22 protein-coding genes are annotated in these 24,923 nt (G+C 40.5%); 16 read left to right on the top strand and 6 right to left on the bottom strand.

Going from position 1 to position 24,923, the window contains the following annotated elements; translation table 11 throughout:
- Window positions 1–8 precede the first annotated feature (8 nt).
- The 7 genes from aceF to ATS72_RS09395 all read left to right on the top strand — a co-directional run bounded on the left by aceF (window position 9) and on the right by ATS72_RS09395 (window position 9,860).
- Complete coding sequence (gene aceF, locus ATS72_RS09425) at window positions 9–1,913, top strand: pyruvate dehydrogenase complex dihydrolipoyllysine-residue acetyltransferase (protein ID WP_058429677.1); 1,905 nt, start codon at window positions 9–11, stop codon at window positions 1,911–1,913.
- A 175-nt stretch (window positions 1,914–2,088) separates the two neighbouring features.
- Window positions 2,089–3,516 carry a dihydrolipoyl dehydrogenase gene (lpdA, locus tag ATS72_RS09420; RefSeq protein ID WP_006794548.1) on the top strand — a complete coding sequence of 476 codons (1,428 nt, stop codon included), beginning with the start codon at window positions 2,089–2,091 and terminating at the stop codon, window positions 3,514–3,516.
- A 221-nt stretch (window positions 3,517–3,737) separates the two neighbouring features.
- A complete protein-coding gene (locus ATS72_RS09415) occupies window positions 3,738–4,430 on the top strand; it encodes a tRNA-uridine aminocarboxypropyltransferase (RefSeq protein WP_008131110.1) in 693 nt (230 codons plus the stop codon).
- Window positions 4,431–5,228: 798 nt separating this feature from the next.
- Entirely contained in the window at window positions 5,229–6,233 is a 1,005-nt protein-coding gene (locus ATS72_RS09410) for a Fe(3+) ABC transporter substrate-binding protein (protein WP_058429678.1), read from the top strand.
- Window positions 6,233–7,864, top strand: coding sequence for an ABC transporter permease (locus ATS72_RS09405; protein ID WP_058429679.1), 1,632 nt, complete (start codon window positions 6,233–6,235; stop codon window positions 7,862–7,864). The genes ATS72_RS09410 and ATS72_RS09405 overlap by 1 nt, the downstream gene beginning before the upstream one ends.
- Complete coding sequence (locus ATS72_RS09400; protein ID WP_058429680.1) at window positions 7,865–8,914, top strand: ABC transporter ATP-binding protein; 1,050 nt, start codon at window positions 7,865–7,867, stop codon at window positions 8,912–8,914. It abuts the gene before it with no gap.
- A gap of 46 nt (window positions 8,915–8,960) precedes the next feature.
- Window positions 8,961–9,860, top strand: coding sequence for a Dyp-type peroxidase (locus tag ATS72_RS09395; protein WP_039038021.1), 900 nt, complete (start codon window positions 8,961–8,963; stop codon window positions 9,858–9,860).
- Here ATS72_RS09395 and argR read toward each other — a convergent pair.
- On the bottom strand, window positions 9,857–10,324 hold the full coding sequence (gene argR / locus ATS72_RS09390; RefSeq protein WP_006794541.1) for a transcriptional regulator ArgR: 468 nt from the start codon (window positions 10,322–10,324) through the stop codon (window positions 9,857–9,859). The genes ATS72_RS09395 and argR overlap by 4 nt on opposite strands.
- A 224-nt stretch (window positions 10,325–10,548) precedes the next feature.
- Between argR and mdh the strand changes: the two genes are divergently transcribed.
- Window positions 10,549–11,481, top strand: coding sequence for a malate dehydrogenase (gene mdh, locus ATS72_RS09385; RefSeq protein WP_006794540.1), 933 nt, complete (start codon window positions 10,549–10,551; stop codon window positions 11,479–11,481).
- Window positions 11,482–11,576: 95 nt separating this feature from the next.
- Here mdh and ispB read toward each other — a convergent pair whose 3' ends face one another.
- The gene (gene ispB, locus ATS72_RS09380) at window positions 11,577–12,548 is read right to left on the bottom strand and encodes an octaprenyl diphosphate synthase (protein WP_008131122.1); all 972 of its coding nucleotides are present in this window, start codon (window positions 12,546–12,548) and stop codon (window positions 11,577–11,579) included.
- A 422-nt stretch (window positions 12,549–12,970) separates the two neighbouring features.
- On the opposite strand from ispB, the gene rplU reads away from it, so the two are divergent.
- The 5 genes from rplU (at window position 12,971) to ATS72_RS09355 (ending at window position 15,865) form a co-directional block, all read left to right on the top strand.
- A complete protein-coding gene (gene rplU, locus ATS72_RS09375; RefSeq protein WP_006794538.1) occupies window positions 12,971–13,282 on the top strand; it encodes a 50S ribosomal protein L21 in 312 nt (103 codons plus the stop codon).
- Between the two features lie 16 nt (window positions 13,283–13,298).
- Window positions 13,299–13,556, top strand: coding sequence for a 50S ribosomal protein L27 (rpmA, locus tag ATS72_RS09370; RefSeq protein ID WP_002957747.1), 258 nt, complete (start codon window positions 13,299–13,301; stop codon window positions 13,554–13,556).
- A 141-nt stretch (window positions 13,557–13,697) separates the two neighbouring features.
- Complete coding sequence (cgtA, locus tag ATS72_RS09365) at window positions 13,698–14,849, top strand: Obg family GTPase CgtA (RefSeq protein WP_006794537.1); 1,152 nt, start codon at window positions 13,698–13,700, stop codon at window positions 14,847–14,849.
- Between the two features lie 70 nt (window positions 14,850–14,919).
- Entirely contained in the window at window positions 14,920–15,411 is a 492-nt protein-coding gene (gene folA, locus ATS72_RS09360) for a type 3 dihydrofolate reductase (protein ID WP_006794536.1), read from the top strand.
- Window positions 15,412–15,490: 79 nt separating this feature from the next.
- Window positions 15,491–15,865 carry a DUF3718 domain-containing protein gene (locus ATS72_RS09355; RefSeq protein WP_006794535.1) on the top strand — a complete coding sequence of 125 codons (375 nt, stop codon included), beginning with the start codon at window positions 15,491–15,493 and terminating at the stop codon, window positions 15,863–15,865.
- 157 nt (window positions 15,866–16,022) lie between these two features.
- On the opposite strand, the gene ATS72_RS09350 is transcribed toward ATS72_RS09355, so the two are convergent.
- The 3 genes from ATS72_RS09350 to coaBC form a co-directional block, all read right to left on the bottom strand.
- Entirely contained in the window at window positions 16,023–18,797 is a 2,775-nt protein-coding gene (locus ATS72_RS09350) for a S9 family peptidase (protein WP_058429681.1), read from the bottom strand.
- Window positions 18,798–18,959: 162 nt separating this feature from the next.
- A complete protein-coding gene (slmA, locus tag ATS72_RS09345; protein ID WP_006794533.1) occupies window positions 18,960–19,547 on the bottom strand; it encodes a nucleoid occlusion factor SlmA in 588 nt (195 codons plus the stop codon).
- 100 nt (window positions 19,548–19,647) lie between these two features.
- Window positions 19,648–20,841, bottom strand: coding sequence for a bifunctional phosphopantothenoylcysteine decarboxylase/phosphopantothenate--cysteine ligase CoaBC (coaBC, locus tag ATS72_RS09340; protein ID WP_058429682.1), 1,194 nt, complete (start codon window positions 20,839–20,841; stop codon window positions 19,648–19,650).
- Window positions 20,842–20,984: 143 nt separating this feature from the next.
- Here coaBC and radC point away from each other — a divergent pair, with 143 nt between their 5' ends.
- The 3 genes from radC to rpmG all read left to right on the top strand — a co-directional run bounded on the left by radC (window position 20,985) and on the right by rpmG (window position 22,333).
- Window positions 20,985–21,659 (top strand): RadC family protein, encoded by a 675-nt coding sequence (gene radC, locus ATS72_RS09335; protein WP_008131137.1) that lies wholly within the window; start codon window positions 20,985–20,987, stop codon window positions 21,657–21,659.
- 270 nt (window positions 21,660–21,929) lie between these two features.
- Window positions 21,930–22,166 carry a 50S ribosomal protein L28 gene (gene rpmB / locus ATS72_RS09330; RefSeq protein ID WP_006793236.1) on the top strand — a complete coding sequence of 79 codons (237 nt, stop codon included), beginning with the start codon at window positions 21,930–21,932 and terminating at the stop codon, window positions 22,164–22,166.
- Window positions 22,167–22,177: 11 nt separating this feature from the next.
- Window positions 22,178–22,333, top strand: coding sequence for a 50S ribosomal protein L33 (gene rpmG, locus ATS72_RS09325; protein ID WP_004587947.1), 156 nt, complete (start codon window positions 22,178–22,180; stop codon window positions 22,331–22,333).
- 323 nt (window positions 22,334–22,656) lie between these two features.
- Here rpmG and ATS72_RS09320 read toward each other — a convergent pair whose 3' ends face one another.
- Window positions 22,657–24,792 carry a S8 family peptidase gene (locus ATS72_RS09320; protein WP_058429683.1) on the bottom strand — a complete coding sequence of 712 codons (2,136 nt, stop codon included), beginning with the start codon at window positions 24,790–24,792 and terminating at the stop codon, window positions 22,657–22,659.
- Window positions 24,793–24,923: the final 131 nt, after the last annotated feature.

Below are 24,923 nucleotides of genomic sequence, written 5' to 3'. Positions count from 1 at the left end.
GGTTTGCAATGAGTATTGAAATTAATGTTCCAGATATCGGTGGCGATGACGTAGAAGTAACCGAAATCTTAGTAAGCGTTGGTGACAAAGTAGATGTTGACCAATCTTTACTGACAGTTGAAGGCGACAAAGCCTCAATGGAAGTACCTGCTGCGCAAGCGGGTACCGTAAAAGAAATTAAAGTAAATGTTGGCGATACAGTAACAACGGGTTCTTTAGTATTTATATTTGAAGGCGAAAGCGCAGATGCTGATTCAGCACCTGAAGCATCTGCTGAATCGGCGGCACCGGCTCACGCTTCAGGTTCTTCAACTAAAGAAGTAACCGTACCAGATATTGGTGATGACGAAGTTGAAGTAACTGAAATCATGGTTGCTGTTGGCGATACCGTTGAGGAAGAGCAATCTATCTTAAACGTTGAAGGCGACAAAGCAGCTATGGAAGTACCTGCACCGTTTGCTGGTACTGTAAAAGAAATAAAAGTAGCCACTGGCGATACAGTAAAAACAGGTTCATTAGTATTTGTTTTTGAAGTTGCAGGTTCGAGCGCATCTGCATCAGATGCACCTAAGCAAGAGTCTGCACCAGCAGAGCCTGCTCAAAGCGCCGAGCCAAGCATAAAAGAAGTAAACGTACCTGACATTGGCGACGACGAAGTTGAAGTAACTGAAATCATGGTTGCTGTTGGTGATACCGTTGAAGAAGAGCAATCTATCTTAAACGTTGAAGGCGACAAAGCGGCTATGGAAGTACCAGCGCCATTTGCAGGTACAGTTAAAGAAATTAAAGTAGCAGCGGGCAATAAAGTAAAAACTGGTTCACTTATTTTTGTATTTGAAGTTGCAGGCAGTGCACCTGCAAAAGCTTCAGCACCTGCTGAACAAAAGCCAGCGGCGGCACCTGCAAAAACCGAGTCTGCGCCAGCACAGGCTGCACCTGCTGCTAAAGTTAGCAACGAAAGTTTTGAAAACAATAGCGCGTATGCTCATGCATCGCCAGTTGTTCGTCGTTTAGCACGTGAGTTTGGTATTAACTTAGCGAACGTAAAAGGCACGGGTCGTAAAAACCGTGTGGTTAAAGAAGACGTGCAAAACTATGTTAAAAGCTTAGTGAAGCAGGTTGAGTCTGGTCAAGTTTCAGCATCAGCAGGTAATGCTGGTGGCAGTGAGCTTGGCTTAATTCCTTGGCCAAAAGTAGATTTTGCTAAATTTGGTGAAATTGAAGAGAAAAAACTGTCTCGCATCCAAAAGCTATCGGGTAAAAACTTACACCGTAACTGGGTACAAATACCGCATGTTACACAGTTTGACGAAGCAGATATCACAAGCCTTGAAGTATTCCGTAAAGAACAAAACGTTTTAAGCGAGAAGAAAAAGCTTGGCGTTAAAATCACACCACTAGTTTTTGTGATGAAAGCTGCAGCTAAAGTACTTGCTGAGTTCCCAACGTTTAACTCGTCGCTGTCTGAAGATGGCGAAAGCTTGATTCTTAAAAAGTACATTAATATTGGTGTTGCGGTAGATACGCCTAATGGCTTAGTTGTTCCAGTATTTAAAGACGTGGACAAAAAAGGCATTATTGAGCTATCTCGTGAGCTAATGGAAGTGTCTAAAAAAGCGCGTGAAGGTAAGCTAACTGCATCAGATATGCAAGGCGGTTGTTTTACTATTTCAAGTTTAGGCGGTATTGGTGGTACGGCATTTACGCCAATTGTTAACGCACCAGAGGTTGCTATTTTAGGTGTATCTAAATCTGAAATGAAACCTAAGTGGAATGGTAAAGACTTTGAACCTAAATTAATGGTTCCGTTGTCTATGTCGTACGATCACCGCGTGATTGACGGTGCACTAGCTGCACGCTTTACCGCAACGCTTGCTAGCTACATGAGCGACATACGTCAATTAGTGATGTAATCGCTACAATATGAACAAAATCAAATCCCAGCCAGTTGTTTTTAGCTGGGATTTTTACTATATGCAATGATACAATCTTTGCACTATTTGTGAATTGCTCTGATTTTCTGCCCATGCAGAAACATGGCAGTTAAATTTTAGGGCAGTGTCCCGTTCAAACAATTAAGGTAATAGCATGAGCAACGAATTAAAAACTCAAGTTGTTGTACTAGGCGGTGGTCCTGGTGGTTACTCTGCGGCTTTCCGTGCTGCTGACTTGGGCTTAGAAGTTACATTAGTAGAATCGCGTGAAACATTAGGCGGCGTATGTCTTAATGTTGGTTGTATTCCTTCAAAAGCACTTTTACACGTAGCTAAAGTAATTGATGACGCTGCAGAAATGTCATCTCATGGTGTTACTTTTGGTGCACCGCAAATTGACTTAGACAAAATCCGTTCTTGGAAAGAGTCTGTTGTTGGTCAGCTTACGGGCGGCTTAGACGGCATGGCTAAAATGCGTAAAGTTAAAGTTGTACCAGGCTATGGTAAATTTACTGGTAGCAACACTTTAGCTGTTGAAGGTGCTGACGGTACAACTACTATCACATTCGACAATGCTATTATTGCCGCAGGTTCAAAACCAGTTAATTTACCTTTCATCCCAGAAGATGACCGTGTAATTGACTCAACTGGCGCATTAGAGCTTAAAGATATTCCTGAAAAACTACTTGTTTTAGGCGGTGGTATCATCGGTCTTGAAATGGGAACTGTTTACCGCGCATTAGGTTCTGCCATTGATGTAGTAGAATTTGCTGATCAATTAGTTCCTGCAGCGGATAAAGATATTATCAAAATTTACCAAAAATACGTAAGCGATAAGTTTAACGTTATGCTTTCAACTAAAGTAGTTGCTGTTGAAGCGAAAGACGATGGCTTATACGTTACATTTGAAGGTAAAAATGCACCAGCTGAGCCAGTACGTTACGATAAAGTACTTGTTGCAGTAGGTCGTACGCCTAACGGTAATTTACTTGATGCTGAAAAAGCAGGCGTAAATGTAGATGAGCGTGGTTTTATTAACGTTGATAAACAGTTACGTACTAATGTAAGCAATATTTTTGCAATTGGTGACTTAGTTGGCCAGCCTATGCTTGCGCATAAAGCGGTTCATGAAGGTCATGTTGCTGCAGAAGTTATCTCTGGTCAGAAGCACTTCTTCGACCCTAAATGTATTCCTTCAATTGCCTACACTGACCCAGAAATTGCGTGGGTAGGTGTTACTGAGAAAGAAGCTAAAGAGCAAGGTTTAAGCATTGAAACTGCGGTATTCCCGTGGGCTGCTTCAGGCCGTGCAATTGCATCTTCTCGTACTGAGGGTTCTACTAAGCTTATCTTTGATAAAGAAAGCGGCCGTATAATTGGTGGTGCTATGATTGGTATTAACGCGGGCGAAATGCTTGGCGAAATCGGTTTAGGCATTGAAATGGGTGCAGATGGTGAAGACTTAGCACTTACTATTCATGCTCACCCAACATTGAACGAATCAATTGGCCTTGCAGCTGAAATTTTTGAAGGTTCAATCACTGATTTACCAAACAAAAAAGCAGTTAAAAAGAAGAAGTAAATTCTTTTAACTAGCAACGCTTTTTTAAAACCCAAGCTTCGGCTTGGGTTTTTTGTTTTTATAGCTGTTAATCCAAACATAAACAAAATTTGCTTTAATAAAATACCATTTTATTTTGAGCTGATAGCTGATAGCTGATAGCTGATAGCTGATAGCTGATATCTATTCATCACGTTTTTAGCTACAATATGCGCCGATCAAATTTAAGGTAATTAATCACTGTGACTCACTCTTCCCATAATTCAGTACTGGTATTACGCGCTCAGCAAATTAGTGAATCTCGTCGCGAATTTAATGCCCGTGGCGCTAAGTTAGCACGTTGTGAGCAATGCTTAATTGCAAAGCACTACTGTATTTGTGAAGGCGTAGAGAAAGCGCAGTGCGATGCTGCAGTGTGTTTATTGATGTACCATAACGAAAGTTTTAAACCTTCAAATACGGGGCGTTTAATTGCCGAAATTATACCCGATAACCATGCTTTTAAATGGGATAGAACTAATCCAGATGATGCGCTAATAGCGCTTATTAATGATGAGCAATATCAGCCAATGGTTATTTTTCCTGCTGAGGATGTAGAAGAGGGGCGAGCTATTACGCAAGTGAATATTGAGCCTAATAAAAAGCCGCTATTCATATTTTTAGATGGTACATGGCGTGAAGCGAAAAAAATGATTCGTAAAAGCCCATATTTAGATAACTTGCCCGTATTGTCTATTACAGCTGATAAGTTATCAGATTATCGCTTACGAGTTGCGCCTCATGCGCATCAATTAGGCACAGCTGAAGTAGGTATTTTAGTGCTAGCACTCGCGGGTGAAATGGATGCAGCTAAAAAGCTTGAGGATCACTTTATAAAGTTTAGAGATGCGTATCTTATGGGAAAACGAAATAAAGGCAGACCAGAGTCTCTTTAATACCGATTGTATTGAGTGGTAGTATTAAATTTAGGTCAAAGAAAAGCGCGCTCTATCTCTAGGCGCGCTTGCGGAATCTTCTAATTTTCTGCATCCTGCAATTGAACTTAATCAACTCCAATTTTTACTGTTCCATGTTTATTGCTATATTACTTTTTAGTTCTATGCAATATAAGCCAATCCGGGCTTATCTCCTTTATTCCTAAACGTCCTGTTGCGGTAAAACCTATTACCAAATCCTTCATTTGCACGTCCTAGTGCTTCCGTGTTGTTATCAGTCCATTGTGTTGCCTGTTAAGGCCTGTCCTTTATATTCCTTCAACTTCCTGTTAAGCAACACTCCAATGTTGCACTCCTTTGTGCATCTTCCTGATGCTGTCCGTTTATTAACACTCCGTTGCGATGCTCATCCTGAGCCTGTCCTAACTCCGTGTTATCCTTAATAACCAGTCACTGGTTTGCGAGTAATTGATCCCTGTCCTTTTACTCGTTAAGCGTCATTGCTTAGTTGATGAGGTAATTATAGGTGAATGGTCCAACTAAAGTAGGGCAAAAACCCTAAATAGTTTATGTATTATTATTGTTAAATACTATATAGGTATTAAATATCAATGGTTTATGTTGTTTTTGCTAGGTATTTAATCGGCGTTTTACTTATAAGCTGCCACTTCCGTGAGATATCTCTTACAGGGTATTTCTGTTTTGGACGCTTTTTTAGTATTTATGGGTATTTAGGGTGTGCACTTTTTAACTGTTCACGGTAGAATTATTGATAATAATTACTATTTAGGTGGAATAATGAAGAAAACACTCGCTATCGCTTTAGGGTTTATCGTATCGGCGCCAGCCTTTGCAAATGATGTTGTTAATATTTACTCTTTTCGCCAACCTTTTTTAATACAACCTATTTTAGACGACTTTACTAAACAAACCGGTATTAAAACAAATGTTGTGTTTGCTAAAAAAGGCTTAATCGAGCGTGTAAAACGCGAAGGTAAACATAGTAAAGCTGATTTAGTTCTTACTTCTAATTTTAGTGCACTCATTCAATTAGAAGATTTAAACTTAACTCAAACAATTAATAGCAATAATGTAAATGCTAACGTACCTTCTGCTTTTCGAGATGGAGATGGTCAATGGGTTGCGCTAACAAAACGCGTGCGAAATGTATATTCGTCGAAAGATCGTTTGGGCGCATTACCAAAGCTCACTTACGAAGAACTAGCCGATCCAAAGTATAAAGGGCAAATTTGTACTCGTTCAGGTAAACATCCGTATAACCTAGGGTTAGTTGCTTCAATGATTGCGCATCACGGTGAAGCGCAAACTAAAACATGGCTTGAAGGCATGAAGGCTAATTTAGCACGTAAACCACAAGGTAATGACCGTGCTCAAGTTAAAGCTGTTAAAGAGGGGCTATGTAATCTTGCGTTAGGCAATAGTTACTACTTGGGTAAAATGTTGCAAGACGAAGAACAAAAAGCATGGGCTGAGGCGGTACACATTAATTTCCCTAATCAAACTGATCGTGGTTCACATATTAATGTTTCGGGGGCTGTTATCACTAAATATGCTAAAAACCCTGAAAATGCCTTGAAACTCATAGAGTATATGACCGACAATAAATCGCAAAACATGTATGCATCGCTTAATATGGAATACCCAGTTAAGCCTGGTGTGCAATTATCCAGTTTGGTTGCATCATGGGGCAGCTTTAAAGAAGATAGCTTGCCACTTGATGAGATCAGTAAATATCGTCCGTTAGCGCTTAAGTTAATTGATGAGGTGAAGTTCGATCTTTAATGACTTATAAATTTAAGCTGTCTAAATGGCAGCTATTCGCGTGGTCGACAGGTTTAGTTTTGTCGGCCCCGTTGTTCTTCCTTCTTTTTGAATCGCTACAAGGCAACTCAGAGGTTTTTACTCACCTTTGGGACACTGTGCTTTGGGATTACATTTCTAATACTGTACTACTTATATTGGGTGTGTGTGCACTCAGTAGTGTTATAGCGTTGCCACTTGGTTGGCTAACTGCTTATTGTAACTTTCCCGGAAAAAAACATTTTGAATGGGCGCTCATGCTGCCCCTTGCTATGCCTACTTACATTATTGCCTACGTGTATACTGATTTACTTGATTACGCAGGACCCGTGCAAATTACTCTAAGGGAGTGGTTTGGCTGGCAATCTCCCAGTGACTATTGGTTTTTTGATATACGTACCCTGCCGGGCGCAATAGTCATGATTGCCTTGGTACTCTACCCATACTTATTTTTAATTTTTAAAACGGCTTTGAGAGAGCAGTCTTTTAAATTGGTACAGGCAAGTCAATTAATGGGACTTTCCCCAACTAAAAGTTTTTTTAAAGTGAGTCTTATATTATCTCGTGGTTCTATTGTTGCGGCCCTTGCGCTCATTAGTATGGAAACAATGGCCGATTTTGCAACAGTAAGTTATTTTGCTGTTAGCACGCTCACAACCGCGGTATACGATACATGGTTTGGTTATTACTCCTTGACTGCTGCTGCAAAAATATCAGGTGTAATGCTGTTACTACTTTTTTTAGCGCTTATGGCAGAGCGCTTTAGTCGTCGTAATCAAGCTGTATTTGAACGCCAATCGGGCGTAAATAGCGAAGCACTTTATATTTTAAAGGGAAAGTCGGCTTGGTTAGCAACGGCATTTTGTGGCACGGTTTTACTTGTATCTTTTGTGATCCCGATTGCAGTATTACTTAATTACGCCATTACCTACTTTGAAAAAGCATGGAGTGCTGAGTTTTTTAATTATGCGTGGCAAAGCCTAAAAGTGTCAGGCGTTGTGAGCGTAATAACAATTGCATTAGGTGTTTTTGTTGTTTTTTATCAGCGTATAGCAAAACAGTCTTACCCTCTCGTACCTGGGCGACTAGCTAGTACGGGCTATGCACTGCCTGGCACCGTATTAGCAATTGCCGTTTTATTACCTTTAACACTGTTAGAAAGTAGTATTAATAATGTATTAGAGCCTTATAATTTAGATATAGGCCTGTTACTAACAGGCAGTGTGTTTACTATTGTGATTGCTTATGTCGTTCGGTTTTATGCCATTGCTCACGGAGCGATAGAGTCGAGCTTTGTGCGTATTAGTCCATCACTTGATATGGCAAGCCAGTCTATGGGTAAAAGCCAAGGCCAAACATTGCGTTTAGTGCACCTACCTTTATTAAGAAGAGGCTTACTGACTGCTGCTTTACTTGTTTTTATTGAATGCATGAAAGAACTTCCTGCGGCGTTATTACTCAGACCATTTAACTTTGAAAGTCTAGCAACGCATGTTTTTCAGTACGTGAGTGATGAGCAGTTAGAGCTTGCTTCTATATCTGCTTTATCTATTGTTATTGTTGGATTTATCCCTTTGTATTTTATTAATCGTTCTATGGAGCAACACACTTAAATGAGTAGTTTAATTTTGCAAGGTGTCAGCTATCACTATAACGGTACAAAGGTGATCGAAAACTTAGACTTAACCGTGGGTAAAGATGAGATTGTATGTTTGCTTGGTGCCAGTGGCTGCGGTAAAACCACCACATTAAAAGCCATTGCAGGCTTAGTTGAGACCAAGCACGGAAGTGTATTTATAGATGGAAAGCTGGTAAGTGATGAGTCAACATTTATTGCACCAGAGAACCGAAATATAGGTATGATGTTTCAAGATTACGCGTTGTTTCCTCATCTAAGCGTAGCAAATAACATTGCGTTTGGGTTAGGTAAAATGAGCCAATCCGAAAAACAACAGCGTGTGGATGAAATGCTTCAGTTAGTGCATTTGTCTGGTTGCGCAGATAGATTTCCTCACCAGCTTTCTGGTGGGCAGCAGCAACGCGTTGCGATTGCCCGTGCGTTGGCTTATAAACCAAGTTTACTACTTCTTGATGAGCCGTTTTCAAATATAGATACCCAAGTTCGTTTTGAATTAATTGCAGATATTCGCCGTATTATTAAGGCGCAACAAGTATCAGCGGTATTTGTTACCCATTCAAAAGAAGAGGCTTTTGCTTTTTCTGATACGCTTGCCATTATGGATCGCGGTAGTATTGCCCAACAAGGCACGCCAGAGCAGCTTTTTGCTGCTCCTAGGTCAAAGGTGGTTGCAGAGTTTCTAGGTCAAGGCATATACTTATCCGCAGAAGCATTAACGGCTACTGAATATAAAACACCTTTTGGCACCGTTGAGTCAGATATGCAAACGAGCTGCTATCCATGTAGTGGTGAGTTATATGTGCGACCTCACCAAATTGAACTTGTGCAAGAGTGTCAAAGTGACAAACTCAGTAAACGGGCTACAATATTAAGTCGTCGCTTTATTGGCTCTGCGTATGTTTATAAAGTTGTTATAGCCGAACAAACGCTTGAAGTTGAAGCGCAATATGGCCAATCATTTGAAATCAATGAGCAGGTTATAATAAAAATAAAACCCCACACAGTGAATTTTTTTGAATCATAGTTAATGTGATTCACTGTGTACATATCTGTAAAACTGAGGAATAACAATGGCGCAAGCGCAATCTGGGATTTGTGCTGAAGCAAACCTGCATGGTTTGCATTTATTTTTTAATGTGTTTGATGGTCAAGACGAATCATTGCGCGCTAAATTAAAACAAGTAAGCGCAATTGAAGAAGAGTTTAATGATCAGTTTTCAGAGTCGATGTTGTCGTGCGTTGTTGCCATTGGCGCCCAATATTGGCCTCATATTCTTCCTGAGTATATTCCTAGTGAGCTGCAAAGCTTTCCAAATATAAATCATCCAGATCACCAAATGAGTGTTCAGCCGTGCGACTTGTTTGTGCAGGTGCGTTCAGACAGAGAAGACGTAAACCACTTATTTGCATTGCAAGTTTTAAAGCTTTTTGCACCTGATGTGGAGCTGGTGGAGCAAATACGTAACTTTCGTTTTTTAGATGGCCGAGATTTTAATGGTTTTATTTATGGTGGTGATACGCCACACGGAAGAAAAAAGCGTTCAACTGCTTTAATTAATAAACCTGGTTGTTTTGAAGATCAGGGAAGTTATATTCATGTTCAGCGCTATAAACACGACTTAACTGTTTGGCAGCACTTATCGCTCAGTGAGCAAGAGCAAATTATGGGCCGTACACGACTTGATAATACGCTTATAACCCCAGCACTAAATACCAGTCATGCCACGCGTAGTGAGTTAAAAGATGAAGAGGGGCAACCCCTTTTGTTGAATCAAAGCATGCCTTATGGCGATGTTTATGAGCAAGGTATGTTATGCATAAGCTGCGCAAGTACTGGTACTGCATTTGAGGCTGTATTAAATAGCCGTTTAGGGGAGGGGGAGTGTTACGACCATTGGCTTGATTTTACTCAAGCCGATATGGGGTCAGCTTTTTTTGCCCCCTCAGTTGGGTTTTTAAAGCAAATTTAAACCGTATCAAATAAAATACGTACTCGTTCAAGTGTGACGTCTATTTCAGAGATTTTTGCTGGGGCAATAAATATAGTATCGTCTCCGGCAATAGTACCTAATACACCATCGGCCTTTCCTAACGAGTCAAGTAAGCGGGCAATAAGCTGCGCAGCGCCTGGACTGGTGCGAATAATGATCATCATTTCATTATGCATAATATCAATGACTAACTGGCGTAATGGGCTTTTAGCTGTCGGCACTCCCATTTCAGCGGGTAGGCAGTAAACCATTTCTTGTTTAGCGTTGCGGGTACGCACAGCACCAAACTTACTTAACATGCGTGACACTTTACTCTGGCTTATATTGTCAAAGCCTTGCTCTTTAAGCGCATCAACTATTTCGCCCTGAGAGCCAAAGTTTTCTTCTTTTAAAAGTGATTTAAACGCTTTTACCAATGCTTCTTGTTTATCTTGAGGTTGCATAGTCTTTATTCATTATTGTTATTTATGCTGTAAATACTACACAAAAATGAATAATTATGCAGCAGTTGTTTAGTCAACTTGACAGTTTGATGCGATAAACCACCAAAGTTTACAACTATGGTCGAAAATATCGCAAAATAGGCCCGATAAATTTGTTTTTAGGCGCTAATTTCATTATCTTAAGGGCCACAAGTATTTCCTACCTCAAATGACGGAGAATTCCAATGAAAGTTGCTGTATTAGGTGCTGCAGGCGGTATCGGTCAAGCATTGTCTTTACTATTAAAAACAGGCTTACCAGCTGGTTCTGAATTATCACTTTACGATGTTGCACCAGTTGTACCAGGTGTTGCTGTTGACCTATCACACATCCCAACTGATGTTAAAGTAGCAGGTTTTGGCGCAGACGATTTAAACAAAGCGCTTGACGGTGCTGATATTGTTTTAATCCCAGCGGGTATGCCACGTAAACCAGGTATGGATCGTGCAGATTTATTTAACGTAAATGCCGGTATCATTAAAACACTAGCTGAAGGCATTGTAGCTAGTTGTCCTAAAGCACTTGTGGGTATTATTACTAACCCAGTAAACGGCACAGTACCGATTGTTGCTGAAGTGTTCAAGAAAGCAGGTACATACGATGCAAGCCGTGTATTTGGTATTACTACGCTTGACGTGATTCGTTCAGAAGCATTTGTTGCTGAACTTAAAGGCGTAGACGTTGCTACAGTTAAAGTACCAGTAATTGGTGGTCACTCTGGCACAACGATTCTTCCTCTACTTTCTCAAGTTGAAGGCGTAACTTTCACTGAAGACGAAGTTGCTGCACTTACTCCACGTATCCAAAATGCAGGTACTGAAGTAGTAAATGCTAAAGCAGGTGGTGGTTCAGCTACATTATCAATGGGTGCTGCTGCAGCACGTTTTTGTATGTCTTTAGTTAAAGGCCTACAAGGTGAAGATGTTGTAGATTACGCATACGTTGCTGTTGAAGATGGTGATGCAGAGTATTTTGCACACCCAGTACGTTTAGGTAAAAACGGCGTTGAAGAAATTCTTTCTTACGGCGAGCTAAGCGCATTTGAAGAAAAAGCGAAGAACGATATGCTTGAGACACTGAAAAAAGACATCAAAGAAGGTGTTGATTTCATGGCGTAATAGCCAGAATGAGCATTAAAAAAGCCTGCATTTGCAGGCTTTTTTGTTGCTCGAATGTTATTTACTATTAGTGTTAAATAACAGGCTCGTTAAGGTTAGTGATCACGGTCAACGGCTATACGGGCTAAGCTTACCAATGCGTGCTTGTATTCAGATTCTGGTAGAAAATCTAAGCAAGCAATTGCTTTATCGGCTTCAAGCTCTGCTTTTTGCATTGTAAACTCAAGCGCATTGGTTTGTTTTAACGTAGATAAAATCTCTTCTAAATGTTCCATACCATTACTGTGCTCAATTGCATCACGAATTAACTGTGTTTGATGCGCATTACCGTGTTGCATTGCATATATAAGTGGTAGGGTCGGCTTACCTTCGGCTAGATCATCGCCTATATTTTTACCTAGCTGGTCTGCATCGGCGTTATAATCAAGCACATCGTCAACAAGCTGAAATGCCGTACCTAAGTGCATACCGTATAAGTTTAATGCATTGAGCGTGGCTTCATCATTATTGGTAATAATAGCAGCAAGCCCGGTAGCAGCCTCAAACAGCTTAGCCGTTTTAGAGTAAATAACTTGCATGTAGCTGGCTTCGGTTGTGTCTGGATCGTTGCAATTCATAAGTTGCAGCACTTCACCTTCAGCAATGATATTGGTAGCATCGGCGAGTATTTGCATAATTTGCATTTTGCCTAAACCAACCATTAACTGGAATGAGCGCGTGTATATAAAGTCGCCAACTAATACGCTAGCAGCATTACCAAATTCAGCGTTAGCGGTTGGGGTGCCTCGGCGTAAGTTTGACTCATCAACAACGTCGTCGTGTAATAAGGTCGCGGTGTGAATAAACTCAACAATGGTCGCAAGTGTAATGTGGTCTTTACCAGTATATCCTAGCGCTTTGGCAGCTAAAATAGCCAACATAGGGCGAACGCGTTTGCCGCCGCTATTAACTATGTATAAACCAAGTTGGTTTACTAACGCCACCTCTGAGCGCATTTGCGCATGTATAAGTTGATTGACGTCATTCATATCGCTTTCTATTAACGCCTGGATAGCTTTTATATCCATTGATCTCCGAGCCAATTTTTATGTGTGAACGGCGCAGATTGTACAACAAAAAACGCACTAGCTCGATATTTTGTGACGATTGATTTAAAAAACCTACCTAAAGTGCTTAATAAGTGCTTAATTCAATCACAAATGTGTTTAATTACTAGACGATGAAAGATGGTTTTTGAGTTTGAATAATGTACAACGCAGGTTGTAATTTTATTAGTAGGGTTATTTTTGCAAAGAGTTAAAAAGCGCTTGGCAAAAGGCTTAATTAATATAAAATAGAGAAAATATTGAATTGCTCTCAAAGCAGCTACTTTTTATTCATTTTAATTACAAAATAGGCTTGCTAGTTATTTCGCGTTAGCGTAAACTTCGCGCCCTATCGAAGAATATTTTAGTTGCGCCGATTTGAGGGTGCACAGACGGAGTTAATTATGTACGCGGTTTTCCAAAGTGGTGGTAAACAGCATCGTGTGACTGAAGGTCAAACGATTCGTCTTGAAAAATTAGACGTTGAAACTGGTGCGGCAGTTGAATTTGATTCAGTGCTTTTAGTTGCTGATGGTGAGAAGATCGAGATCGGTGTACCGTTCGTAAACGGTGGTAAGATAACAGCTGAGGTTGTTTCACATGGTCGCGGTGAGAAAATTAAGGTTGTTAAATTTAGACGCCGTAAGCATTCTCGTAAGCAAATGGGCCACCGTCAATGGTTCACTGAAGTTAAAATCACTGGCATTAGCGCTTAATTAGAGGTACTTAGAAATGGCACATAAAAAAGCAGCTGGTAGTACTCGTAACGGTCGCGATTCAGAAAGCAAACGCCTAGGTGTTAAGCGTTTTGGTGGCGAATCAGTTCTAGCGGGTAGCATCATTGTTCGTCAGCGTGGAACACGTTTCCACCCTGGCACAAACGTAGGTATCGGTAAAGACCACACTATCTTTGCAAAAGCAGATGGTAAAGTTCAATTTGAACAAAAAGGTCCTTTAAACCGTAAATACGTAACTATCGTAACTGAGTAATCAGTAAGGTAGTTAAAAAACCCCGCCTTTGCGGGGTTTTTTGTTTTGAGACAAAAATATATACCAAAGCCAAGCCTGCAATCGGCTTGGCTTCGGTATATAATGTATAAATTAGCAAGCCAATCCCTAAAGTGAGTAATCATGAAGTTTGTAGATGAAGTAGAAATTCGCGCAGAGGCCGGAGACGGCGGAAGCGGTATCGTGTCTTTCCGACGTGAAAAATATGTCCCAGATGGTGGGCCTGACGGCGGTGACGGTGGAGACGGTGGTAGTGTTTATCTACAAGCTGATGAAAACTTAAATACCCTGATTGACTATCAGTTTGAGCGCTTTCACAGAGCTGAGCGCGGTACAAACGGACGTAGCCGAAACTGTACAGGTAAAAAAGCAGACGACTTGTTTGTAATGGTCCCTGTAGGTACGCGTATAACCGATGTTGATACGCAAGAAGGGCTTGGTGATTTGACCCAACATGGTCAACGAATTTTGGTTGCAAAAGGTGGTTTCCACGGCTTGGGGAATGCACGTTTTAAATCAAGTACTAACCGAGCGCCTCGTCAAAAAACACTAGGTACACCCGGTGAAGTACGTAACTTAAAATTAGAGTTACTATTGCTAGCTGACGTAGGTTTACTAGGTTTGCCAAATGCAGGTAAATCGACCTTTATTCGCAGCGTGTCTGCTGCAAGACCTAAAGTGGCTGACTACCCATTTACAACGCTTATTCCTAATTTAGGTGTAGTGCGTCCGGAAGCTAACAAGTCATTTGTAATAGCTGATATACCTGGGTTGATTGAAGGTGCGTCTGATGGTGCCGGTTTAGGTATCCGCTTCTTAAAGCATTTAGAGCGTTGTCGTGTGTTATTGCACATTATTGACGTAATGCCTGTAGATGGATCAAACCCAGTCGATAATGCGTTTGCAATTATAAACGAACTGCACCAATACAGTCCTAAGCTTGCAGAAAAGCCTCGTTGGTTAGTGTTTAATAAAATAGATTTGTTACCTGAAGATGAAGCACAAGCGCTATGCGATGCTATTGCACAAGAGCTAGGTGAGTCTGAAAATATTTATCAAATCTCAGCTATTAACAAGCTGCATACTCAACCGCTTATACATGACATTATGACATTGCTTGATAGCATGCCTAAAGAGAAGTTTGAGCAAGTTGAAGATGAAGAAATAGAATTTAAGTGGGATACCTACCATCAAAAAGCCACCAAAGGCGATGATGATGATTGGGATGACTGGGATGAAGATGATTACGATGTAGAAGTAGTCTACGAACGTTAATTTTCATTAAATATAAAAAGGAGCATAGGCTCCTTTTTGTTTTTTAATAATAAAGTACTAGGTATTTAGTGTGATTATTTCAATGATTGCCGCTATGGCAAATAACCGTGTTATTGGTCTTGATAATAAAATGCCGTGGCATTTACCCGCAGATCTTCAACATTTTAAAGCCGTTACTACAGGTAAGCCTGTGATCATGGGTCGTAAAACTTTTGAGTCTATTGGTCGTCCTTTACCTGGTAGACGCAATATTATTATTACGCGCAACACTGAATATAAGGCCGAGGGTATTGAAACTGTAACAAGTCCAGAGGCCGCGCTGAGCTTGGTTTGTGGTGTTGAAGAGGTCATGATTATAGGCGGTGGAAATGTTTATCAGCAGTTTTTAACACAAGCTGAGCGCTTATATTTAACCTTTATTGATCTTGATGTAGAGGGTGATACACAGTTCCCTGATTATCAAGCTGTTGCAAATTGGGAAGTGAAAGAAGAGCAAGTTAAACTGCCAGACGAAAAAAATAAACATAGTTATAAATTCGTAACTTTGTATAAATACTGCTAACATTATTGCGTAAGGTTAACTAGGTTGGTACAATAATAACCAGTTAACGTAGGAATAAAGTACCAAACAAGGGTCAACAATGTTTAAATTATCAAAGTTAGTTGTTATTTCTGCTATTGCTGCAGGTTCACTTTCGTACACAGCTCCAGCAAAGGCTAATGATCAACTAGCGCTATCTATTTGCGAGTATATCGCAGCAGATGATAAAAACCGTTTACGTAGCAAGTTAAAAAGCTCTCGTGTAAAAATTCGTAACATATATGATTCTATTCAATGTAACGGTAATAACTTATTGCGTCATGCTGTTGCCAGTAATGCAGTAAATGCAGGTGAGTATATTGTTAAAAACTTATCTAAAAGTTCATTGTCAGACGGTGCCGACATAGCCTGGGCTGAAGGCAATCACGCAGGTTCTGCGCTTATTCCTGTAATTAAAGACCGTGCTGGTTTGTAATTATTAGTAATTTAAAAAAAGCCGCGATTATCGCGGCTTTTTTGTTGCTGGAAAAATAATTGACTATTTAGAGGCCGATATTACTGAGTAATATCGGCCTCTATCTGTCTGAGTACTCTGATCAGCTTTTATCATGTTTATTTATGAATGTCTCAGTTCACTCACTTATAAATGCTTCACCTTCAATCATCCATTTAGCTGCAGGCTGACCCTTTAGGTAATGATCGAAGTACTGCATCATACGGACTGAAAAATCGACCTGATTTGGGAATTTTTTAAGGTGATGCGGTTCACCTTCATACTGTAAAAAAGTGGCATCTTTGCCTGCACGACGAAGTGCTAAATAATACTGTACGCCTTCGTGCCAAGGCACCGCATCATCTTTGTCTCCAAACATGATTAAAATTGGCGTATTGACCTTGTCAGCAAAAAATACGGGTGAGTTTTCAATATATAACTCTGGTGCCTCAAATAAGTTTTTACCTATGCGGCTTTGTCCTGTTTCGTATTGAAACTGGCGAGCAAGGCCTGACTTTAAGCGTATGCCACTGTATGCGCTGGTCATGTTAGATACCGGCGCGCCTGATACAACCGCTTTAAACATATCTGTTTGGGTGATCATAAATGCACTTTGGTACCCGGCCCATGAGTGACCTTGCAAGCCAATTTTGTTTGGATCGGCAATACCAAGATCTATTAACTTTTGGGTGGCGTTGATCATGGTTTGCGTTGACGATTTGCCCGGGTGACCTATTTCAAAACGAATATCAGGTAAAAAGATGGCGTAGCCATTTGATGTAAACATTGGGAAATTAGGGCGATGATTTAACTCCATTTTAGGAAAATCAAACATACGCTGGCTCATGTAACGATAAAAATAAACAACAACAGGCACTTTATCGCCTTTTTTGTAACCGTCAGGCTTTATTAAAACACCTTGCAAGTCTTCACCATCAAAGCCTTTGTAGCTAATCAGTTCAGGTTTTTCACCCCAAGCAAAATTTGCGGTTTGAGGGTTCAAATCAGTTACTTTTTGTGTGGTTAAAAAGCTTAAGTCGGTTTGATAGAAATCTGGGAACTGATGATAACTCTGTTCCGTAAATAGGTACCTATCTGCTTTCTTGGCTTTTTTAACAATATCAAAACGTTTATCACCACTGAGTGTCTCAGTAATGGTCGTATTTTCTAAATCAAGTTTTGCAACCCCCCGTTGCTTTGTTTGAAGGTTAACAGCAGTAACTAGTAGTGTTTCATCTTGTTTAAAGCCTACCTGGTTTCTATCAAGCTTGATGACGCGATACTGTGTGTTAGTCTGCTTTCCATTTGTTAAGCGTTTAGCTTGATTGGTATTTACATTAAACGCCCAAATATCATATTTGCTATAAGCAAGTACTTGGCTGCTATCGCTCATCCAGCCTGCAAAACCATAGCCTGGTTGTGTAGAAGGGTAATCGTGTTTGTCGTCGGCAAAAGTTGCTTTTATGGCTTTTGTAACCGGAGTAACTTTATTGTTAGCTAATTCTTTTAGTTGTATTTGGTTGTCAGCAAAGTAAGCCGCAAATAAGCCATTAGGAGAAAGAGAAGGTCTAAAAGGGCTGTTAGCCACAATAGGAGTTTGCTTGCCTGTATTGATGTTTACAGCGTAGTAATCTGCAAAAAAGCCGCCATACATTATTTTTTCTAAATAGGGAGAATTTGACGAGCCCAGCAAGGAAGTATCGCGTTCTGTATTAAGAGCAACACTAGGCATTGCAGGGGTACTCAGTTGAACCACTTTTTGTGAATTTACATGGTATACGGCTTCGTAATGACGGTGCTTATTAACCGTGTTCCATTGCTGTTTTTCTCGTGGTTTTATTTCTGGGTCTTTATTATGCCAAACATCCAAGCCTTTTTGATCGCGAATAGTGGCAATGTCATAAAGTGAGGTTTCATCTACGAATTCTTTGGCTTTTACTTTCGCTGCAAGTTTTGGTCGGTTTTCAAAGTATAAGCGTTCGCCGTTTTCTGACCAGCTTAGTTTTGCGGTTTTGCCTATAGTCCACTCTTTGTTTGTAGATTCAATAGTTAAAAGTGCTTCGTTTTTCCATAATTGTAGTAAGTGGTTTCGACGGCGGGTATCTTCGTTTACATAATTACCCAAAGTAAATGCTACGGTTGCTTCGATTGGGTGCCATGCTATTTTATTAGCAACAACACCGGGTTCATCAATTAGCACTTCACTTTTAAAAGTTGTTAGTGTGATTAGCTTTATCTGGTTGTCGTTACCATCAGGGTAACTTTGGCTTAGCAAAAGCTGTTCATTGGTAGCACTTATACTGTAACTAAAAACATTATCAATAGTTTCACTTTGTTGGTTTTTTAAATTAACAATAACGAGCGAGTAAACCTTGTCTTTTTTGTCAGGTGAAATGGCGCTATTGTCTTCATCTTCACTCTCATCCTTGGTATTTTTTTCTACATTATCAGTTTTATCTGCTTTTTTATCTAAACGATACGCAAGCCATACCCCGTCGTTTGATAATGCGTAGTCTTTTACATTCTCAAAACGTTTTTGCTCACCTGTTTCTGTATTTACTAGTACTAAGTTATTTTTAAGCGTGTTTTTTTTCTTGGTGGTTTCTTTTTCGAGTAATGTGGGTACTTGTATAAATGCAGTCCAGTTGGCTGCTTTGTTTATAAACGGCTTGGTGCCGCGGTCCACTTCGCTGATTAAACTATTTGAGGTTAAAGAGTAAACCTGACCTGCAGCATTGCCGCGGTATGGCGTGGCACTTAAAGATAAAATACGTCCATCTTCAGATAGTTGTGTGCCTTTGGCTGATTTAAAGTTAAATACATCTGTAAATTCTAATGCCTCTTTTGCATTAGGCGCGATGCTGACTAAGCCAGTAATAAGTGCGCTACTTAGGAGGGTGAGCTTTGTTTTCATTATTGAATCTCGTTTTTTAACATTATTTTATTGTAACGAGTTTGACCAATATTTCGACCAGATAGGATAGAAGGCAGGTAGTGGCGATAAGTAACAGGTATAAACGATAAAACGACCATTTGGTCGTTTTATTAAAAAAATAATTCAGTGGGTATGATTATGTTAGAGCCAAATTTTTTGCAATTCAGGCCATTGTTTTTCAAATTGCACGCTTGGCTTAGTTTTAAAGTCACTGCGCACAAATTGATTCATTTTTCCTTCAACATAGGCAAGTAAAAAGTTAGCCAGTGTAAGCTCATCGCTTTGGAAGTTTTTACCTTCACGAAGCTTACGTTCTCTGAGTACTTGTTTAAGTTGGGTCTCTAATTTCTCAAAAAAGCTTTGAACGCGTTCACGTAAGCGCTCTTGTTCACCTTGCAGCGCATCACCGGTTAAAATACGAGTAATACCAGGGTTTTTTTCGGCAAATGTTAAAAGTAAAAGTAAAATATTATAAACACGGGTTTGGCTTTCTTTTTCGTTTTCTAAAATAAGGTTGATGCGCGATAAAAGAGTGTCTTCAATAAACTCGATTAAGCCTTCAAACATACGCGCTTTGCTAGGAAAGTGACGATAAAGAGCCGCTTCAGATACACCAACCTCAGCAGCTAGTTTAGCTGTGGTGATACGTTGACCAGGGCTTGTTTCTAACATTTGTGCGAGTGCTTGCAGTATTTGCTCTTTGCGATTACTTCTTTTTGTCGCAGGCATGAACATTCCTTTTTTATTAGTTATTCTTGGCTGGGGTTAATCATTTTTTGTTCAAATGAAAAGCATATGTTAATGTTTTATTCAGTTTGTTTCCAGCCTTTTATAGATGTTTAGCCAGCTGTTCGATCACTTTTAAAGCAATTGCACTTTTACTGCTAACGGGCAGTTCTAACTGTTTATTTTGCCAATACAGAGTCAGCGCGTTTTGATCAGAATTAAACCCTAAACCACTTTGTGATACATCGTTTGCGCATATCATATCTAGGTTTTTATTAACTAATTTACCTTTAGCATAACTTTCAACGTTTTGCGTTTCAGCGGCAAAACCCACAGTGTAAGGGCGGTTTTTTTCTATATTAGCAACCGCTGCAATTACATCTGGGTTTTTAACTAACGTTAGTGTTAGCTCGTCGCCTTGCTTTTTCATTTTTTGAGTTGCTACTTCGCCAGCTCTGTAATCGGCAACAGCTGCGCAGCCAATAAACGCATCCGACTGCGGTGCATATACTAGTGCTTCATTTAATAGTTGCTCTGCGCTTTCTATATTTATTAGATTTGCACCAGTAGGGGCTTTTATAGTTACAGGGCCAGAAATTAAATTAACGTTAGCACCGAGTAACAACGCGGCTTCTGCAAGTGCGTAACCCATTTTTCCAGAGCTATGGTTTGATATAAACCTAACAGGGTCAAGCGGCTCACGGGTTGGGCCTGCGGTGATAGTAATTGTTTTACCAGCTAAAATTTGAGGAGGTTGCTCTTCAACACAAAACGCTACAAGCTCATGTGGTTCAAGCATACGTCCTGAGCCGACATCTCCACACGCTTGCTCTCCTTTACCCGGGCCCCAAATAAGTACGTTACGCGCTTTCAGGGTGGCTAGGTTTGCTTGCGTTGCAGCATGTGCATACATTTGCTGGTTCATAGCTGGGGCTACTGCAACTTTTGCTGGGGTCGCAAGCAGTAAAGTCGTCAGTAAGTCGTCTGCAATGCCGGTCGCCATTTTTGCAATGATATTACATGTTGCAGGAGCGACTAAAATAAGATCAGCCCACTTGGCAAACTCAATGTGTCCCATCGCCGCTTCGGCGGCAGGGTCGAGCAATGAATCCGATACTATCTCACCGCTAAGGGCTTGCATTGTGAGTGGCGTAATAAAATGCTTAGCAGACTCAGTCATGACAACTTTTACTTCACAACCATGCTCTTTTAATCGTCTTACGAGCTCAGCGCATTTATAGGCTGCAATTCCACCGCTAATACCCAGTACAATTTTTTTGTTTGTTAACGTCATCATGGTTGTCTGTCAATCTTATTAAATATGGCGCCTAAAATAACAAATCTTTACTCGTTCAGCTAAGTTTTTAATTTAAAATTACAAGCTAAATTTTTATTTTGCATTACATTTATAAGACACATGAGTTATTCAAGGATGAAAAAATGCAACTAACTTCACTGCCCAATGCTCAACGCCCACGTGAAAAGCTTATCGAAAAAGGCGCTAAAGCGCTAAGTGATGCAGAGCTCCTTGCCATATTTTTACGTACCGGGTTGCCGGGGATGAACGTAATAGAGTTGGCTCAGCACTTACTGAACGAAAATAAAACATTACATAACTTGTTTAATGCCAGCATGGACGAATTTTGTTCGCAAAAAGGATTGGGAACGGCGAAGTATGTTCAATTACAAGCGGTACTTGAATTAAGTCAGCGTTATATGCAGGAGCGCTGCCAACGAGATGCCGTGTTTAACTCCCCTAATTCAGTATACGATTACCTAACCATTCAAATGCGGGGTCTACAGCAAGAGGTATTTATGGTGCTTTATCTTGATAGTCAAAACCGCTTAGTAAAAGATGAGATTCTTTTTTACGGCACAATAAATGCCGCAAGTGTGTATCCGCGGGAGGTTGTTAAAGCGGCACTTAAAAATAATGCAGCGGCTGTTATCTTTGCTCATAACCATCCAAGTGGGATTGCTGAACCAAGCCAAGCAGATAAGCTTATTACCAATAAATTGCAGCAAGCACTGCAATTAGTAGACATAAATGTGCTTGACCATATCATTGTGGGAGGTGAAACGTGTGTTTCGTTTGCCGAGCGTGGCCTTATTTGACTCTCTTTAATATAGAAATGTGCTAAAAATGAGCGGTTTAATACATTTTAGCAAATTAGTTTAATTTAAATGCAGTTTTTACTTTCCCTAAGGGCATTCGATCTTTATAATTGGCCGCTATCAAATTTACATATGAGCTGGTTGGATAGATCAGTATTTGATCTTTGCCTGTAAAAGCTGTATAAAGAGCGCCCTTCGATTTATCTAGGGCAGAAATACACGGCCTTAGATTAAATTAAGCTCGAGCGAAGTTATTGGAGATATATAGACATGTCTAAAGTATGTCAAGTTACAGGTAAGCGTCCAGCGGTTGGTAACCACCGTTCACACGCGAGAAACGCGACTAGACGTCGTTTCCTACCTAACCTACAAACACACCGTTTTTGGGTTGAAAGTGAAAAACGTTTTGTAACATTACGCACTACTACTAAAGGTATGCGTATTATCGATAAAAAAGGCATCGACGCGGTTCTTACAGAAATCCGTGCTCGCGGCGAAAAAGTTTAAGGAACTGAATCATGCGCGATAAAATCCGTTTAGTTTCAACTGCCGGTACTGGTTTTTTCTACACTACTGACAAAAACAAACGTAACATGCCTGAAAAGATGGAAATCAAAAAGTTCGATCCTAAGGCTCGTAAACACGTGATTTTCAAAGAAGCTAAAATCAAGTAATTTTAGTTTTTTAGAATTTAAAAACCCAGCTTAGGCTGGGTTTTTTGTTTTCTGGTGATAAGTTAGTAATATATTTGAACTAATACGTGTGTTCATTAGCAACTATACTTAACCAGTTTTAGATAATAAAACTGATATTGTTCGTTTAATCTTTATATAAAACAGGTATATAACGAAGCTTCCTCTAGTGATTGACGAGGCTTAGTTGTCTAAAAATAGCTCGTTAGTATTAAGCCTCATTAAACTAAAAAATTATCTTATTCACAAAAAAAGGCCAAACAGTCAGTTTGGCCTTTGCTATCCCAAAGATTATGAAATTACTATTATGGTTGGTATTGTCCGCTAATAGTTAAACCAGAGAAAGTTCTGTAAGCATTTACACTTAAATGCCATGTACCGGCTTGTGGATTATTAAAGGTACATGTTTCAGCATTACCATTTTTATATGGACGACAATCGTAGCTAGACGATGTTGGCTGACTACCAAACTTCACAAATAAATCAGCATCACCTGTACCACCAGAAGTAGTTACAGTAAATGTAGACATACCAGCAGGCACATCTAGTGTGTAGTGTTTCCACTGACCAGCACTGGCACTTACGTCACTAACAGTACCGCCACCTGCTTCAGGTGTGCCTGAACCGCCACCAGAAGATGCACCTGTGATATTACCTACCAAACTCACACCAGAGTAAGCAGAGTAACCACGAAGCATTACATGGTATGTACCTGCCGTTGGATTATCGATAGAACATTCTTCGCTGTTGCCGCCTTTGTACGGACGACAGTCGTAGCTTGATGTAGTTGGTTGGCTGCCAGCACGAACGTATAGATCGGCATCACCTGTACCACCGCTCATTGTAAACGTCACATTGGTTGCTCCGCTTGGCACGGTCATGGTGTAAAAGTCTTGTGCGTTAGCACCACCGCTTAAGCCTGTTTTAGCTTCGCCATCAACAAGTTCACTATCACCTGCTGTAGGTGGTGTTGTACCGCCACTTGCTGCGGCAACAGCAGCTGCTGCATCAACAATACCTGTACCACAGTTGTTACATGTTGCAGGGAACGAGCGAGTAGACGATTTTAAAATACTCTCAATTTCATCAGGCGTAGCATTTGGTTTTGCTTGCTTGATAAGTGCAGCTACACCCGCTACGTGCGGAGCGGCCATAGATGTACCTTGAGAGAATGAATAGCTATCGGTTGATGGAGAAGAAGATCCCGAGTTATATGTAGACAGAACACCTTCAGAATCGTTAGCAAAGCTTTGCGCGCCACCGGGTGCAGCAACATCAATGTTACTACCGTAGTTTGAGTAATAAGCACGGCCACCATTTCGACCAACTGATGCTACATTAACAACACCGTTACAGTTACCTGGGTTGTAGTTTGCTGAGTTATCGTTATCATTACCTGCTGCAATAACTACAACAGCGCCATTGTTGCGAGCTGTATTGATTGCATTTTGTGTTGTAGAACTACAAGAGCCGCTGCCACCTAAGCTCATGTTAATAACATCAGCTGGGTTAGGGTTTCCAGGAATGCCCGATACGTTACCGCCAGATGCCCAAATAATGCCATCGGCGATATCAGACGTTAAACCACCACATTTACCAAGTACACGCACTGGAACTACTTTTGCGTCATAAGCAACACCGGCAACGCCTTCACCATTATTTGTAACGGCTGCAACAGTACCCGCAACGTGCGTACCATGCCAGCTAGACCCTTGCGCACCATTATTACCACATTCGCCGGCTGCTACTGCATCGCCCGGATCACGTGCATCGCTATCACGGCCGCCGCCATCGTTAGCAACTGATAGGTTAGAAATCATATCGTAACCTGGCAAAATATTAGCGTTTAAGTCGGCGTGAGGGCGGTAACCTGTATCAAGAACAGCCACTACTACACCACTACCTGTTGCTGTGTCCCAAGCTGTTGGTAAGTTTAAACCGCCAGCTTGCTCATAGTAGTGCCACTGGTCGCCATAGCGCGGATCGTTAGGTGTCGCAAAAGGTTTTAACATTTGGTCAACTTCAATGTACTCAACGTTGCCTGAATCAACCATTTCTTGCATAAACTCTTGTGCTTCTGCTGCGCTAAGCTTTTTATCAGCTCGCATAACATGGTGGTTATTTAGTGCCATTGCGCGAATGTACTTTGCTTTTACCTTCCCTTTTTTAGAAGCAAAGTTTTTAACAAAGTTTTTTGCACGCGCTTTCATGTTTACAGGGCTTTCATCTGCAGTTGAATAGCTCAGTGCGTCAAAATTGTTATTTTTATATTTAATGATGAATTGCGTTTCAAAGCCACTTTGATTTTGAAGTTTAGCTGTTGTGTCAGCCACTGAAGGGCCGATTGCTTGTGCTGGGTTAGCCATGCTTGATGCAGTAGCAAAAAGCGTACTAATGGTAAGTGCTATTGCACACTTATTAAATGTTTTACTTGTTGTCATAATTTTCCCTAGATTTTTTTATTAGTTATATCGTGATGAATTGTCACAATGCAGGTACAAAGGTAAATTATGTGTTAATAAAGTTAAAATACTAAATCATTATGTCCCTATTTCATTTAGTTATAACGAGT

Origin of the sequence: Pseudoalteromonas sp. 13-15 (assembly GCF_001468205.2) — a bacterium.
GTDB lineage: Bacteria > Pseudomonadota > Gammaproteobacteria > Enterobacterales > Alteromonadaceae > Pseudoalteromonas > Pseudoalteromonas marina.
The sequence above is the reverse complement of the archived record's forward strand: the minus strand, read 5'-3'. Positions and strand labels throughout refer to the sequence as shown.

Bases quoted from the DNA above. Each gene is read 5' to 3' on its own strand.
- aceF (WP_058429677.1), top strand. From the start codon at position 9: ATGAGTATTGAAATTAATGTTCCAGATATCGGTGGCGATGACGTAGAA.
- lpdA (WP_006794548.1), top strand. From the start codon at position 2,089: ATGAGCAACGAATTAAAAACTCAAGTTGTTGTACTAGGCGGTGGTCCT.
- ATS72_RS09410 (WP_058429678.1), top strand. From the start codon at position 5,229: ATGAAGAAAACACTCGCTATCGCTTTAGGGTTTATCGTATCGGCGCCA.
- ATS72_RS09405 (WP_058429679.1), top strand. From the start codon at position 6,233: ATGACTTATAAATTTAAGCTGTCTAAATGGCAGCTATTCGCGTGGTCG.
- ATS72_RS09400 (WP_058429680.1), top strand. From the start codon at position 7,865: ATGAGTAGTTTAATTTTGCAAGGTGTCAGCTATCACTATAACGGTACA.
- ATS72_RS09395 (WP_039038021.1), top strand. From the start codon at position 8,961: ATGGCGCAAGCGCAATCTGGGATTTGTGCTGAAGCAAACCTGCATGGT.
- argR (WP_006794541.1), bottom strand. From the start codon at position 10,324: ATGCAACCTCAAGATAAACAAGAAGCATTGGTAAAAGCGTTTAAATCA.
- mdh (WP_006794540.1), top strand. From the start codon at position 10,549: ATGAAAGTTGCTGTATTAGGTGCTGCAGGCGGTATCGGTCAAGCATTG.
- ispB (WP_008131122.1), bottom strand. From the start codon at position 12,548: ATGGATATAAAAGCTATCCAGGCGTTAATAGAAAGCGATATGAATGAC.
- rplU (WP_006794538.1), top strand. From the start codon at position 12,971: ATGTACGCGGTTTTCCAAAGTGGTGGTAAACAGCATCGTGTGACTGAA.
- rpmA (WP_002957747.1), top strand. From the start codon at position 13,299: ATGGCACATAAAAAAGCAGCTGGTAGTACTCGTAACGGTCGCGATTCA.
- cgtA (WP_006794537.1), top strand. From the start codon at position 13,698: ATGAAGTTTGTAGATGAAGTAGAAATTCGCGCAGAGGCCGGAGACGGC.
- ATS72_RS09355 (WP_006794535.1), top strand. From the start codon at position 15,491: ATGTTTAAATTATCAAAGTTAGTTGTTATTTCTGCTATTGCTGCAGGT.
- ATS72_RS09350 (WP_058429681.1), bottom strand. From the start codon at position 18,797: ATGAAAACAAAGCTCACCCTCCTAAGTAGCGCACTTATTACTGGCTTA.
- slmA (WP_006794533.1), bottom strand. From the start codon at position 19,547: ATGCCTGCGACAAAAAGAAGTAATCGCAAAGAGCAAATACTGCAAGCA.
- coaBC (WP_058429682.1), bottom strand. From the start codon at position 20,841: ATGATGACGTTAACAAACAAAAAAATTGTACTGGGTATTAGCGGTGGA.
- radC (WP_008131137.1), top strand. From the start codon at position 20,985: ATGCAACTAACTTCACTGCCCAATGCTCAACGCCCACGTGAAAAGCTT.
- rpmB (WP_006793236.1), top strand. From the start codon at position 21,930: ATGTCTAAAGTATGTCAAGTTACAGGTAAGCGTCCAGCGGTTGGTAAC.
- rpmG (WP_004587947.1), top strand. From the start codon at position 22,178: ATGCGCGATAAAATCCGTTTAGTTTCAACTGCCGGTACTGGTTTTTTC.
- ATS72_RS09320 (WP_058429683.1), bottom strand. From the start codon at position 24,792: ATGACAACAAGTAAAACATTTAATAAGTGTGCAATAGCACTTACCATT.